At 57.2% G+C, this 14,409-nt stretch carries 11 protein-coding genes; 8 read left to right on the top strand and 3 right to left on the bottom strand.

From position 1 onward, the window contains the following. Positions 1-2 precede the first annotated feature (2 nt). The 5 genes from ACR3EJ_RS16995 (at position 3) to ACR3EJ_RS16975 (ending at position 6,149) form a co-directional block, all read left to right on the top strand. Entirely contained in the window at positions 3-1,574 is a 1,572-nt protein-coding gene (locus ACR3EJ_RS16995) for a Re/Si-specific NAD(P)(+) transhydrogenase subunit alpha (RefSeq protein WP_170543369.1), read from the top strand. A 13-nt stretch (positions 1,575-1,587) separates the two neighbouring features. Beyond that, positions 1,588-3,042, top strand: coding sequence for an NAD(P)(+) transhydrogenase (Re/Si-specific) subunit beta (locus ACR3EJ_RS16990; RefSeq protein WP_170476605.1), 1,455 nt, complete (start codon positions 1,588-1,590; stop codon positions 3,040-3,042). Positions 3,043-3,202: 160 nt separating this feature from the next. Then, positions 3,203-3,559, top strand: coding sequence for a VOC family protein (locus ACR3EJ_RS16985; RefSeq protein ID WP_170543371.1), 357 nt, complete (start codon positions 3,203-3,205; stop codon positions 3,557-3,559). 106 nt (positions 3,560-3,665) lie between these two features. Then, a complete protein-coding gene (locus ACR3EJ_RS16980; protein ID WP_170543373.1) occupies positions 3,666-4,943 on the top strand; it encodes a DUF3422 domain-containing protein in 1,278 nt (425 codons plus the stop codon). 69 nt (positions 4,944-5,012) lie between these two features. Further along, a complete protein-coding gene (locus ACR3EJ_RS16975) occupies positions 5,013-6,149 on the top strand; it encodes an MFS transporter (RefSeq protein ID WP_170543375.1) in 1,137 nt (378 codons plus the stop codon). Between the two features lie 6 nt (positions 6,150-6,155). On the opposite strand, the gene ACR3EJ_RS16970 is transcribed toward ACR3EJ_RS16975, so the two are convergent. The 3 genes from ACR3EJ_RS16970 to ACR3EJ_RS16960 all read right to left on the bottom strand — a co-directional run bounded on the left by ACR3EJ_RS16970 (position 6,156) and on the right by ACR3EJ_RS16960 (position 9,937). Next, positions 6,156-7,136 carry an ABC transporter permease gene (locus ACR3EJ_RS16970; RefSeq protein WP_170543376.1) on the bottom strand — a complete coding sequence of 327 codons (981 nt, stop codon included), beginning with the start codon at positions 7,134-7,136 and terminating at the stop codon, positions 6,156-6,158. After that, the gene (locus tag ACR3EJ_RS16965; protein ID WP_010442803.1) at positions 7,129-8,136 is read right to left on the bottom strand and encodes an ABC transporter permease; all 1,008 of its coding nucleotides are present in this window, start codon (positions 8,134-8,136) and stop codon (positions 7,129-7,131) included. Before ACR3EJ_RS16965 ends, ACR3EJ_RS16970 begins: the two co-directional genes overlap by 8 nt. A 94-nt stretch (positions 8,137-8,230) precedes the next feature. Continuing rightward, positions 8,231-9,937, bottom strand: coding sequence for a peptide ABC transporter substrate-binding protein (locus tag ACR3EJ_RS16960; protein WP_010442802.1), 1,707 nt, complete (start codon positions 9,935-9,937; stop codon positions 8,231-8,233). A gap of 285 nt (positions 9,938-10,222) precedes the next feature. Here ACR3EJ_RS16960 and ACR3EJ_RS16955 point away from each other — a divergent pair, with 285 nt between their 5' ends. Genes ACR3EJ_RS16955 through ACR3EJ_RS16945 form a run of 3 tightly spaced genes read left to right on the top strand, consistent with a single transcriptional unit; the run spans position 10,223 to position 14,402 of the window. After that, entirely contained in the window at positions 10,223-12,043 is a 1,821-nt protein-coding gene (locus ACR3EJ_RS16955) for an ABC transporter ATP-binding protein (protein ID WP_170543378.1), read from the top strand. A 5-nt stretch (positions 12,044-12,048) separates the two neighbouring features. Next, the gene (gene argE, locus ACR3EJ_RS16950) at positions 12,049-13,215 is read left to right on the top strand and encodes an acetylornithine deacetylase (protein ID WP_170476590.1); all 1,167 of its coding nucleotides are present in this window, start codon (positions 12,049-12,051) and stop codon (positions 13,213-13,215) included. A gap of 20 nt (positions 13,216-13,235) precedes the next feature. Continuing rightward, positions 13,236-14,402, top strand: coding sequence for a M20 aminoacylase family protein (locus ACR3EJ_RS16945; protein ID WP_170543380.1), 1,167 nt, complete (start codon positions 13,236-13,238; stop codon positions 14,400-14,402). Positions 14,403-14,409: the final 7 nt, after the last annotated feature.

The raw sequence follows: 14,409 nt of genomic DNA, 5'->3' as shown, positions 1-14,409 counted from the left end.
TGGTGAAAATTGGGACGCCAAAGGAAACGTATAAGGGCGAGAACCGGGTCGCGATGACTCCGGACTCGGCCGTGCAGTTGCAGAAACTGGGTTTTGAATGCCTGATCGAAAAAGGCGCGGGCGCGGCTGCGGGGTTTTCGGATGCCGCTTATGAAGCTGCTGGCGTTGAGGTCATGAAGACCGCAGCCTCGCTTTGGAAGGCGGCAGATATCATTGCCAAGGTTCGTCAGCCTGATGCCACCGAGCTGAAGCGGCTGAACAAGGACAAGACCCTGATTTCTTTCTTCAACCCTGCCGGGAACGAAGAGGGAATGGAGGCCGCAAAGTCCAAGGGCGCGACTGTCATCGCGATGGAGATGGTGCCGCGTATTTCGCGCGCGCAGAAGATGGACGCGCTGTCTTCGATGGCCAATATCGCCGGTTACCGCGCGGTGATCGAGGCGGGCAACAACTTTGGCCGATTCTTTACCGGTCAGGTGACGGCGGCCGGTAAAGTTCCGCCTGCCAAGGTGCTGATCGTAGGCGCTGGCGTGGCGGGGCTGGCGGCGATCGGGACGTCGACTTCGTTAGGTGCGATCACCTATGCGTTTGATGTGCGCCCGGAAGTGGCCGAGCAGGTCGAATCCATGGGGGCCGAGTTCGTCTATCTTGACTTCGATGAAGAACAGCAAGACGGAGCGGCGACCGGTGGTTACGCCTCGGTCCAGTCTGAAGAATTCCGCGAGGCACAACTGGCCAAGTTCCGCGAGCTTGCTCCGGAAATGGATATCGTCATAACCACTGCGCTGATCCCAAACCGCGAAGCACCCGAGCTTTGGACCAAGGACATGGTCGAGGCGATGAAGCCGGGTTCGGTCATCGTTGATTTGGCTGCAGAAAAGGGCGGCAACTGTAAGCTCACCGTGCCGGATGAGAAGATCGTGACCGACAACGGCGTGACCATCATCGGCTATACTGACTTCCCCAGCCGGATGGCAGCGCAGTCTTCTTCGCTGTATGCGACCAACATCCGACACATGATGACCGACCTGACGCCCGAGAAGGACGGCAAAGTCAATCACGACATGGAAGATGACGTGATCCGCGGCGCGACCGTGACCCACGAGGGTGAGATCACCTTCCCTCCGCCACCGCCCAAGGTGCAGGCGATTGCGGCGCAGAAAAAGCCTGAAGTCAAAGAACTGACCCCTGAAGAGAAAAAAGCGCAGGAAATCGCGGCCTTCAAGGCGCAAACCAAGCAGCAGTTCACTCTGCTTGGAGTCGGTGGCGCGCTGATGCTGCTGGTCGGGCTGGTTGCTCCGGCCAGCTTCATGCAGCACTTCATTGTCTTTGTTCTGGCGATCTTCGTGGGCTTCCAAGTGATCTGGAACGTCTCACACAGCTTACACACTCCGCTGATGGCGATCACTAACGCGATCTCGTCGATCATCATCGTCGGGGCCTTGATGCAGATCGGATCGGGGTCATTCCTGGTCATTCTGCTGGCAGCGCTTAGCGTCTTCATGGCCGGGATCAACATCTTCGGCGGCTTCCTCGTAACCCGGCGCATGCTCGCCATGTTCCAGAAATCTTAAGGAGGCCGGGCAAATGGAATTTGGCTTCACTACTGCCGCCTACGTTGTTGCGGCTGTTCTGTTCATCCTTTCCCTCGGCGGTCTGTCGAACCAAGAAAGCGCTAAGCGCGCGGTTTGGTACGGCATCGTCGGTATGGCGCTGGCGGTCTTTGCCACACTGGTTGGCCCGGGTTCCGGCCTGTGGTTGCTGTCGCTGCTGCTGATCGTCGGCGGCGGTCTGATCGGTCAGTACGTGGCGCAGCGCGTCCAGATGACCGAGATGCCGCAGCTTGTGGCCGCGATGCACTCGCTGGTCGGTCTGGCGGCTGTGTTCGTGGGTTTCAATGCGCATTTTGAGATTGGCAACGTGGCGCAAGTCATGGCTATTGCTGACAGCGCGAAAGAAGCGGACCTGTCCAATCTGGGCGCCTTTGCCAAGCTGATTGCTAAGAAAACATCGGCCGAGCTGGCGATCCTGCACGTAGAACTGTTCTTGGGCATCTTTATCGGTGCGATCACCTTTACTGGCTCAGTCGTGGCTTATGGCAAGCTGGCCGGGAAGGTGACTTCGGCTGCGACCAAGCTACCCGGCGGCCACGCGCTGAACGCGGCGGCTGCGGGTCTCTCGCTGATCTGCCTGGTGTGGTACACCTCGACCGGTGGCTTCTTCCCGTTGTTCCTGATGACGCTGGCGGCGCTGTTTATCGGCTATCACCTGATCATGGGCATCGGTGGTGCCGACATGCCGGTGGTTGTGTCGATGCTGAACTCGTATTCGGGCTGGGCAGCGGCGGCCATTGGTTTCTCGCTGGGCAACGACCTGCTGATTGTGGTTGGTGCGCTGGTGGGCTCGTCTGGTGCGATCCTGTCTTACATCATGTGCAAGGCGATGAACCGTCACTTTGTGAGCGTGATCTTGGGCGGCTTTGGCGGCCCGCAGGGTGAACAGATGGCTGTTGAAGGCGAGCAGGTAGCGATTGAAGCTGACGGCGTGGCTGCGGCTCTGAACGACGCCGATAGCATCGTTATCATCCCCGGTTACGGCATGGCCGTGGCACAGGCGCAGCAATCGGTCAGCGAGTTGGTCCGTAAGCTGCGTGCCAAAGGCAAGAACGTGCGCTTTGCGATCCACCCAGTTGCAGGTCGTCTGCCCGGCCATATGAACGTTCTGCTGGCCGAGGCAAAGGTGCCGTATGATATCGTTCTGGAGATGGACGAAATCAATGATGACTTCCCGGACACGGATGTCGCCATCGTCATCGGCTCGAACGACATTGTAAACCCTGCGGCGCAGGAGGACCCCAACAGCCCGATCGCCGGGATGCCGGTTCTGGAATGCTGGAAGGCGAAACAGGTGTTTGTGTCGAAACGCGGTCAGGGTACCGGATATTCTGGAATCGAAAACCCGCTGTTCTTCAAGGAAAACACCCGCATGTTCTATGGCGATGCAAAGGCGTCCTTGGACAAGCTGTTGCCAATGATCGATTGATCACGGGACATGACCAAATTGCAAAGGGCGCCTTGGGGCGCCCTTTTCTTTTTTGATTGAGGGGGCTTTGCCCCCTTGGACCCCCTGGAGTATTTGGGGCCAGATGAAGCAAGCGGATATGGTATCACGGTGACGTTGGGCGATTGTTGGGAGGATTCAGATGCAGAAAGTGAATGGCATAGGGGGCGTGTTTTTTCGCGCTAAAGATCCGGAGGCTCTGAGTTCGTGGTATGAGGAGCATCTGGGAGTTAATCACTACGACCCCGTCCCCTGGAAACAGCGTGAAGGCTATACCGTGTTTGCGCCGTTTGCGCAGGATACCGACTATTTCGGCAGGGCTGATCAGCAATGGATGATCAATTTTCGTGTCGATGATTTGGATGCCATGATTGCTCAGCTAAAGAGCGCCGGAATCACGGTTGATACGCATCCTGATTGGGATAGCGAGGTTGGCAAATTCGCACGCATTCACGATCCCGAGGGGAACCCCATCGAGCTCTGGCAGCCAAATCAATGACATAGCGGGTTGTATACCATTGTATCCTCGTAACTATATGAAATAAAAAGATAATTGATGTATTGTTCAAGCTGCGTATAGTGCCGGAAGCCTTGGGGAATGATCCATGACTCCGATAGATGACCATCCGCTGCGCTATGCGCTGGCCAATGAACTGCATGCGCGACCCTTTCCGGTGGCTTCAGCACCCTGCACCGTGGTATTTCTGGCGATCAAGAAAACGGATGCCGCAGCGGCCCGGGATCGCAATCTGGATATGGCGCATCTGATCGACTTGCTGAATCGCCACGGTGCGCAGCACCCGCAGCCAGGCGCGACGCATTATGCTGGTCAAATCGGGCGCCATTGGCTGAAATGGGAACAGCATACCGAGTTTGTGACATACACGGCCATTGCGCAGAATGTCAGTGATCGGGCTTTTAATCCCGCGGATTTCGAAGTGTTCCCGCCCGATTGGCTGATGGCTAGCACGGGGCGGCGGATCACCTCGATCATGATGCGTGTGGTCGAGCGGTCAGAGGATGCCCTGGTCACGCAAGCGCTGTCGGACTGGTTCGAGCCTGAAAGCCTGGCTGTGGCTAGCGTTCTGGATGACTCGGCGATTTGCGCCAGCGATTTTCGTATCGACCCGGCCGGTCACATGCGGTTTGCGCTGTTTGTTTCGAAATTTGCCGGTCAACGCAGAACAGGTCGAATTCTCCAGCGTCTTTGCGAAATCGAAACCTATAAAGCGATGTCCATGCTTGGCTTCGCCCGCGTCAAAGACCTGATGCCGCGCATCGGTGAACTTGATAAGAAACTGTCTGATCTGATGGTCCAGATGACCGATGAATCCGCAGCCCCCGACGATCTGTTGTTGCAATTGCTGTCAACCTCGACCGAGTTGGAAACTATTTCCGCGCGCAGTTCGTTCCGTTTTGGGGCGACCGGAGCCTATGAGGCGATCGTCAACCAGAGGATAACGGTTCTGCGCGAGGAACGGTTTCAGGGTCGTCAGAACTTTGCTGACTTCATGATGCGCAGGTATGACCCTGCGATCCGAACTGTGAAAGCCACCGAACGTCGCCTGCAAGCCTTATCCGACCGCGCCATTCGGGCGGGTGAGCTGTTGCGGACCCGGGTGGATGTTGAGCGTAGCGCGCAGAACCAGGCCTTGCTGGAAAGCATGGACCGACGCGCCGATCTGGCGTTGCGGTTGCAGCACACCGTCGAAGGGCTTTCAGTGGTGGCAATCAGCTATTATGCGGTTTCGCTTGTTAGCTACTTTCTGTATCCACTGACGAAGATCGGGATCAGCAAGGGGATGCTGACAGCAGTGGTGACAGTCCCGGTCGTACTGGGAGTTTGGCTTGCCATACGTCAAATTCGCAAGCGGTTGGAATAGACGGTATTTGCCAAATGCCGGAGGACCTGTAGAACCGTCATAATTTGGCAAAATTCTCGAGGGTAATCCGTGATTGGTATATTGGCCGCATGGCGCGCAGTCGCCGCCATGTTCATCCTAAATGGTGCTTTGTTTGGCATTTGGGCCTCGCGCATTCCAGCGGTACGCGACCGGCTGGAACTAAGTCACGAGGCACTAGGGTATGGCCTACTGTTTATGGCAGCAGGAGCGGTTTGTTCTTTTCCTATCACCGGGAAACTGACGGATCGGTTCGGGGCTGTGGCGATCACGCGGATCATCGCGGTTCTTTATACTGCCTCGCTGATCATGCTGGCGTTTGCGAATGGGTTCTGGGCGCTGGCCGCGTTCCTGTTCGTATTTGGTGCATTTCACGGTTCGATGGACGTAGCCATGAACGCTTGGGCCGCCGAAGTTGAGCAGGCTTATGACAAACCAGTCATGTCATCGTTCCATGCAATGTGGAGCCTCGGCGCAGGGCTAGGGGCTCTCAGCGGCTATACTGCGGTTCAAATGGGGCTGAGCGTGGTTCAGCATTTCCTGCTGGCAGGCAGCATCGTTGTGGGGCTGGCATTGGCTTTGTCCTGGGTGCAATGGAAGTCTCGCCGGTCGGATGCCAAGAAAGGATCGGTTTTTGCATTGCCTTCCGGTGCTTTGGTGCTGGTTGGATTTACGGCACTCTGTGGAGCTTTGGGTGAGGGCGCGGTGGCAGATTGGAGTGCGATCTTCCTGCGTGACGTGACAGGCGCCGCTGAGAGCATTGCAGCGCTAGGCTATGCTGTTTTCTCGGTAACAATGGTGCTGTTTAGATTAGCGGGCGGTTTTGTAATTTCCCGATTTGGACCCGTGGCGACGGCACGTTTTGGCGGCATCTGCGCTGCACTGGGTGTGTACACCGTGGTATCAGCCAGTGAGGCAGGGCTCGCTCTGGCAGGGTTCGCCCTGATGGGGCTCGGCTATGCTGTGATCATGCCTTTGGCGTTTAGTCGTGCCGCAAATGATCCGCTTGTCCCACCGGGTCAGGCGATCGCCAGTGTTGCGACTTTGGGGTACGGAGGGTTGTTGATCGGGCCACCCCTGATCGGGTTCTTGGCGGAATTGATGACCTTGAGATTGGCGTTTGCGGTTCTGTTGCCGCTGGCCGTCCTGATCATTGTGCTAGCCGGCGCGCTGAAGCGCGCCGACTGAGATTGCTTAGCGTCCGCGAATACGCGGATCGAGCGCGTCGCGTAGTCCGTCGCCTAGATAGTTCACGCTCAACACGGTCAGCGAAATTGCCAGTCCGGGCCAGAATACGCGCTCAGGGTATTGCTGCAAATAGTCGACTCCGTCGAACAGCAGGCGACCCCATGTCGGGAAGTCCGGCGGGAAGCCGAGGCCGAGGAAGGATAGAGCGCTTTCTGTGATGATCGCGGTCGCGATACCCAAGGTTGCAGACACCATGATTGGAGACAACACGTTCGGCAGGATATGCCGCGTAATGATCTGCGTGTTGCTGGTGCCGATGGACCGGGCAGCCAGAACGAACTCACGTTCCTTGATTGCCAACACATCGCCGCGCACGATCCGGGCGGTGGGCATCCATGAGGTGATACCAATCGCACAGACGATCAGGATGAAGATCCCGCGTTCCAGTCCGAATGCAGCGGACAAAGGCTCGCGGAACAGCAGCATCATCACCAGCAACAAGGGCAACAGAGGCAGGGCCAGGAACAAATCGGTCAGGCGCATCAGCGGCCCATCAAGGCGTTTGAAGAATCCGGCAACAACCCCAATCAACGATCCAAGGAACAGCGCCAGCAGCATCGCGGTGATGCCCACTGAAACCGAGGTCTGCCCGCCCGACATCATCCGCGCCAGAATATCGCGGCCCAATTGGTCGGTCCCGAAGGGATGTGCCCAACTGGGGCCTTGGTTCCGCGCGCGAATGTCGATTTGCGTCGGATCAATGCTCCAAAGAAATGGGCCCAGATAAACCCCAGCGACGATGAAGGTGAACAGGATTGCTCCGATCATCGCACCTTTGTGGGTTTTGAACTGGTCCCAGACATCGCGCCACTGGCTGCGGGGTGGCGTAGTCAGCTCTTCCATAACGTCAGTGGTTGGCAGAGCGGTCGAGGCGGGCGCAAGTCCTTCGTCCGGGACCAGCGTATCGGTACGATCATGATCAGTCATAGCGAATCCTCGGGTCCAGAATGCCGTAGAGCACATCGGCGATCAGGTTAAACAGCACGATCAGCACCGCAAAGATGAAGGTTAGCGTCTGCACCATCGGCAGATCATTGGCCTGGATGGCCCCGATCAGCAATTGGCCGATACCGTTCACCTTGAACACCTGCTCGGTGATGATGGCGCCGCCGAAGATGGCCGGGATACCCAGTGCAATCACGGTGACCACCGGGATCATCGAGTTGCGCAGGACATGGACCATGACCACGGTGTACTCGCTGAGGCCCTTGGCACGCGCGGTACGGACGTAATCCTGATTGAGATTGTCCAGCATCGAAGCGCGCATGAAGCGGCTCAACTGCGCAGTGATCTGCAGCGCCAAAACCATGACCGGCATGATCATCTGTTTCAGCTGCAACATGAAACTGTCCCAACTGTTCACCACCAGGGTGGTATCGTAAATAGACGGAAACCAGCCGAGCTGAACCGAGAAGATCACGATCACCAGCACGCCCGAGAAGAAGGGCGGAACCGAGAAACCGACCATCGACACGAATGTACCCATTTGGTCGAACCAGGAATACTGGCGGTACGCGGAATAGATGCCGATGGGCAGGGCGATCAGTATGGCGACCACATATGCGGTGCCAACAACCCACAGGGTCTGCGGGATACGCTGAACGACGATGTCCATAACGGGCGAACGAGTCTGCCACGAAATCACACGCAGATCACCTTCGGAAAAGGTCGTGCCAAACATCGCATCGATTAGCACCTGCGGTTCAATCCAGAAGAATTGCACGATCCATTTCCAGAACCGGATATGCATCGGCTGACCGAGGCCAAGCGCCTCACGCATCTTCTCTTTGACTTCAGGGGGAACGGTGAGCGGGACCTGCGCCATCGGGTCGCCAGGTGCGAGTTCGAGGAGCAGGAAGATGACGAGGCTGATGAAAAGAAGCGTCGGAACCGCCAGCACCAGTCGTCGAATGGTAAAGTTAAGCATTAAGAGGCGCCTTTATATGCGTCTTCTTGTTGGAGTGGTCTGCAAATGACCGCGCCCCGATAGGGATCGGGGCGCGGTTTTGCAAGGCTAACGCTTAGGAACCTGTCTTGCGGTACCAGTCCGCAATGTTCCACAGCTCGCTGTCCCAAACATTCAGGACAACACCACCCAGAGTGTTTGCGTGCGCCGACAGACGACCGCGGTGAACCAGCGGGATCATACCGCCGTTTTCGACCATGATGTCATTCAACTGACGCGCGATCTGCGCGCGCTCATCCGCACCAGCGGTTTCGGCCAGCTGTGCGTGCAGCTTGTCATAGTCCGCGTTGCAGAAACGGCTGATGTTTTCACCCTGCCACTGGCTTTCCGGCTTGGGTGCCTTATCGCACAGGCCGTTGCCCAGATAGGACTGCGGATCGGTGCCATTGAAGGTGTTCGCATACATCTCAACGTCCGCGTAGAACTTCTGGAAGGTATCGGGCGAGCCCGGATCACCGCCGAAGAAGACAGATGCGTTGATATTGCGCAGCTCGGTTTCGATGCCGATCTGGCTCCACCACTCTTTGATCAGCGCCTGGAAGTCCTGACGGACGGCGTTGGTCGAGGTCTGATAGACCACTTTCAGTGGCACGCCGTCTTTTTCACGAACGCCATCGCCATCGGAATCGACGATGCCCGCATCATCCAGCAGCTTTTTCGCGCCTTCTATGTCCTGCGTGTCGCAGCTGAAGGTGTCGGAATTCACCGCCGCAGGCGCGGGAACCCAGTTACAGGTGACCTTACCGGCCTGACCGTATCCGATTTCAACCAGCAGTGGCCGGTCGATGGCCAGCGACATCGCCTTATATACGGCCGGGTCCTGCAGGAACGGATGCGGATGCGTTGCAGTTGAACGCTCGCCTTCCGGCAGATCTGGCGACGGGTTGGTCTGGTTCAGCATGATGCGTTCAACCAGCGGACCAAAGCCTGCTACCGGAGTACCTTTGCCGCCTTCCTGCATTTGCGCAATGACTTCAGGTGCCAGCTGCAGGTTCCAGGCATAGTCAAACTCGCCGGTTTCCATCACCGCACGGCCAGCTGCTGTCGCGTCGCCGCCGCCTTTGAAGGTCACGGTTGCAAAGGCTGGTTTTGCCGGGTCGCGATAGTTGTCGTTAGCCTTGAAGGTGATCACGTCATTGGGCTTGAATTCGGTGACAACAAATGGGCCGGTGCCGATCGGGTTAAAGTTCTGCTCGGTGCATTCGGGTGCTTTGGCCCCCATGCAATCCGCGAACTGGGCCGCCTGGATGATCGGGCTTTCGCCACCCACGAACGGGCCATAGGGGAACGGAGTCGGCGCATCGAATGTGACTTTGACAGTCAGATCGTCGACAGCCTCGACATTGGTGACGCCTTCAAATTTGGTCACCTGCGCACAACCGCCTTCTGGGTCCATGCAATAGTTTGCAGTAAAAACAACGTCAGCTGAGGTGAACGGTGTGCCGTCTGACCAAGTGATTCCCGGCGCGATTTTCCAGGTGATTGAGGTCAGGTCTTCGCTGACGCCACCATTTGCAACCGTTGGGATCTCGGATGCCAGGAACGGAACCATCTCGCCGTCTTGATTGTACCGGGCCAGGGGCTCAATCACCAACGAAGCTGATTCCACATCCTTGGTGCCACCCGACAAAAACGGGTTCAGGATCGACGGGGCCTGCCAATAAATGATGCTGACATTGCCGTCCGATCCACGCTCGGCCATGGCCATCGGGGCCATTGCCGTGCTTGCAATCGCACCAAGCAAAAGGGTTTTGATTTTCATCATACACTCCATGTTGGACACATACGTGTCTCGATTATCTCCGCGATGCCCGCGGATTTGGCGTTGCCGTCAAAGGGGGTAAGAACATGGAATCAAACGAAAACGGTAGTTTCGCCCACGAGTTTTCCGTCCTCTCCCCAAAACGGTTACGCGGCGTATCGAAACAGAGTTTTGGAAAATTGCAAGCCTTGCCGTGCGAATTTTGACCAATCGGTTTGACTTTTCACATCCCTCGGCCTTAGCGTTTGGCACTCAATCCGAAAAGCCGCCAAGGGGAGAGCGCGCGTGCTGGATCAGCCAATTGCCCAGATCAAAAAACTACGGGTCGAATTCCAAACAAAAGATGGCCCGGTGGTGGGCGTCGAGGATGTCTCGTTCGAGGTCAATCCGGGCGAAACCGTCTGTATCGTAGGCGAATCGGGGTCGGGCAAGTCGGTCTCATCCTTGTCGTTGATGCGCCTGGTCGAGTTCGGCGGAGGTGAAATTGCAGGCGGGCAGTTGCTGTTCGACCGCCGAGATGGCGAAGAGATGAATTTGGCCGGTGCCGATCAGGATCTGATGAAACAGATTCGCGGAAACGAGATCGGAATGATCTTTCAGGAGCCGATGACGGCCTTGAACCCGGTGTTCACCGTTGGACGGCAATTGACCGAAGGATTGCGAATCCACAAGGACATGAACAAAGCGCAGGCTGAGGACCGCGCGTTGGAGCTGCTGCGGCAGGTGAGAATCCCCGAACCCGAACGGCGCCTGAAACAATATCCGCATGAACTGTCCGGCGGTATGCGCCAACGCGTGGTAATCGCCATGGCCATGGCATGTGAGCCGCGCCTTCTGATCGCGGACGAGCCCACAACGGCACTGGACGTGACCATTCAGGCCGAGATTTTGGCGCTGATGGATCGCCTCAAGCGCGAAACCGGCACAGCGGTGATGTTCATCACGCACGATATGGCTGTGGTTGCACAGATGGCGGATCGTGTTGTGGTCATGTTCCGCGGCAACAAGGTCGAGGAAGGCACGGTCAAAGAAATCTTCGAGAACCCGCAGCACGACTACACCAAGGCACTGTTGGCGGCGGTTCCGAAACTGGGTGAGATGCAAGGCAAAGCCGCACCTGAGCCAATGAAACTGCTGGGTGAGGAAGGCCAGTCCATCGCGCCGATCCCGGGCACCAACGAGGTTCTGCTGACGGTCAAGAACCTGACCACGCGCTTTGCGGTGAAAGGCGGATTGCTGCGCCGGACCATCTCGAACGTGCATGCGGTCGAAGATGTCTCGTTCACGCTGAACCGGGGGCAGACCCTCAGCCTCGTGGGCGAATCTGGGTGCGGCAAGTCGTCGGCAGGGCGCTCGATCCTGCGGCTGGTCGAACCGATGGCGGGCGAGGTCGATCTAGACGGTGTCGACATCATGAAGCTGGATCAGGCTGGTCTGCGCAAGGCGCGGCTGGACATGCAGATGATCTTTCAGGATCCGTTCGCCTCGCTCAATCCGCAGATGCAGTTGGTCGATCAGGTGGCCGAGCCGATGCGCAACTATGGCGTTGCGTCAGGATCCGAATTGCAGGACCGCGTGGCGCAACTTTTCGATAAAGTGCAGCTACCGCGCAGCTTCATGCGCCGCTTCCCGCATGAGATGTCCGGTGGTCAGCGGCAACGGATCGCGATCGCCCGCGCACTGGCGCTGAACCCCAAATTGATCATCGCGGATGAGGCTGTATCGGCACTGGACGTCTCGGTTCAGGCACAGGTGCTGAATCTGATGATGGAGCTGCAATCCGAACTTAGCCTTAGCTATCTGTTCATCAGCCACGATATGGCAGTGGTCGAGCGAGTCAGTCACCATGTCGGTGTGATGTATCTGGGGCGTATTGTCGAACTGGGTCCGCGTGCCCGCGTATTCGAAAACCCGCAGCATGCATATACGCAAGCCTTGATGAAAGCGGTTCCGATTGCGGACCCGAACAAGCGCAAGTCTGAAAAAGATCTGAACTTCAAGCCTATTCCGTCCCCGATTCATCCAATCGGTTACGAGCCGGAGCCATCGGAGTACAATGAGGTTGAGCCCGGTCACTTCGTGTTGACGACTGACAGCGGATATTAATTCCCATGGCCGAACGCCTGACGCCGCTTGAAATCATGGCCCGGCTGATTTCGTTCCCAACAGTCAGCCGCGACACAAACCTTCCGCTGGTGGATTGGGTCGAGGGGTATCTGCAAAGCCATGGAATCGACTCCCATCGCTGGCCGGATCCGGACCAGCCGCACAAGGCGGCAATTTTCGCGCATGTCGGCCCTTGGGAAGAGGGTGCTATCGTGCTGTCGGGGCACACTGATGTTGTACCGGTCGATGGCCAACCCTGGGATACAGATCCTTTTGTTGTAACCGAGAAAGACGGTAAGTATTACGGGCGTGGCACTTGCGATATGAAGGGCTTTGACGCACTGGCGATTTGGGCTCTGGTTGAGGCGCAATACGCTGATGTGAAACGCCCCCTGCAACTGGCGCTGAGCTTTGATGAAGAGGTGGGATGCACAGGTGCGCCGCCGATGATTCAGGCTATGCAGAAGGTCTTACCCAAGGGCTCGGCAGTGATCGTGGGCGAGCCGTCAACGATGCAGGCCGTTACCGGACACAAAGGCGGGTTCGGCTACGACACACATGTGGTGGGGTTCGAAGTTCACAGCTCGATCATGCATACCGGTGTTAATGCGATTATGGCGGCCGCACCGCTGATCGATTGGGCCAATCAGCGTAACGCTGAAAATATGGCGGCGGAACCATCAGACATTGCCGCCGTATTCGACCCGCCATGGACGACATGTCATGTCGGCATGATCGAAGGTGGCACGGCGCATAACATCACCGCAAAGGATTGCCGGTTCATGATGGATTTCCGGGTTGTGCCCGGCGAACAAGCTGCACAATGGCGCGACGCCTATCTTGATCAGGTTCGGCAGGCTGAGGTGCAGATTCAAGCCGTTCATCCCGAAGCCCGCATAGACGTGTCCGATCATTTCGCTGTGCCTGCGTTGGTGCCTGAAACCGAAGGTGAGGCTGAGATACTTGTACGCTCTCTGACTGGCGACAACGCGACTCATGTTGTCAGCTACGGCACAGAGGCGGGACAATTCCAAGAGGCCGGGTACTCGGCGGTAATTTGCGGCCCCGGCGATATAGCCCAAGCGCATCAACCTAATGAATTCATAGAAGTTTCGCAGTTCGATGCGGGTCACAAGTTCATGGAGCGTCTGGTCCAGCGTCTCTGCAAATAACACCTGAAGGGAGATCTAAGATGCCCGTCAAGAACCGGCTTGCCGAAATGCATGGTGAAATCACCAAGTGGCGCCGCCATCTGCATATGCACCCTGAGTTGCTGTACGATGTCGAAGAAACGGCGGGTTTTGTCGTTGATCGTCTACGCGAGATCGGAGTCGATGACATCACGCCTGGCATCGGCAAAACTGGTGTTGTCGCGGTGATCAAAGGGCGCGAAAATACGAAGGGTCGGGTTATCGGACTGCGTGCCGATATGGATGCTCTGCCGATCGAAGAGGCGACCGGGCTTGACTATGCCTCGACCGTTTCGGGCAAGATGCATGCCTGCGGGCATGACGGTCATACCTCGATGCTGCTGGGGGCGGCGCAATATCTCGCTGAGACGCGGAATTTCGATGGCACCGTGGTTCTGATCTTTCAACCTGCCGAGGAAGGCGGGGCAGGTGGTCTGGCGATGTGCCAGGACGGACTGATGGACCGTTGGGGCATCCAAGAAGTCTATGGGATGCACAATATGCCCGGGATGCCGGTTGGGGAATTCGCCATCCGCCCAGGTGCATTGCTGGCCTCATCAGACGAGTTCGAAATTGTGGTGACTGGCAAAGGCGGTCATGCTGCTGCCCCGCATGATGCGGTGGATACGACGCTGGTTGCATCGCATATTGTCGTTGCACTGCAATCGGTTGTGTCGCGTACCGTCGATCCGATCAAACGTGTCGTGCTGACCGTCGGAACATTTGAAACCGACAGCGCTGCTTCGAATGTGATCGCCCATACGGTACGTCTGCAAGGCACGGTTCGTACGCTTGATCCCGAATATCGCAAGATCGCGGAAGAGCGCGTGCGACGGATCGCTGAAGATACGGCCTCGGCCTTTGGGGCAACCGCGAAAATGACATGGACACCAGGGTATCCGGTGACCGTGAACTCGGAGGCTGAAACGGTTTTTGCTGTTGAAGCCGCAGAGGCGGTCTCAGGTAAGGTCAACGACAGTACCGATCCGATCATGCCATCAGAAGATTTCGCTTACATGCTTGAAGAACGGCCCGGAGCCTACATCTTTATCGGGAATGGGGACACGGCCATGTGCCATCACCCAGAATACAATTTTGACGACGACGCCATACCCGCCGGCTGCAGTTGGTTTGCAGAACTGGTGGAACGACGAATGCCCGTCGCCTGATTTGGGA

The sequence above is a fragment of the Ruegeria sp. AB11 genome (genome assembly GCF_056536325.1).
The sequence above is the reverse complement of the archived record's forward strand: the minus strand, read 5'-3'. Positions and strand labels throughout refer to the sequence as shown.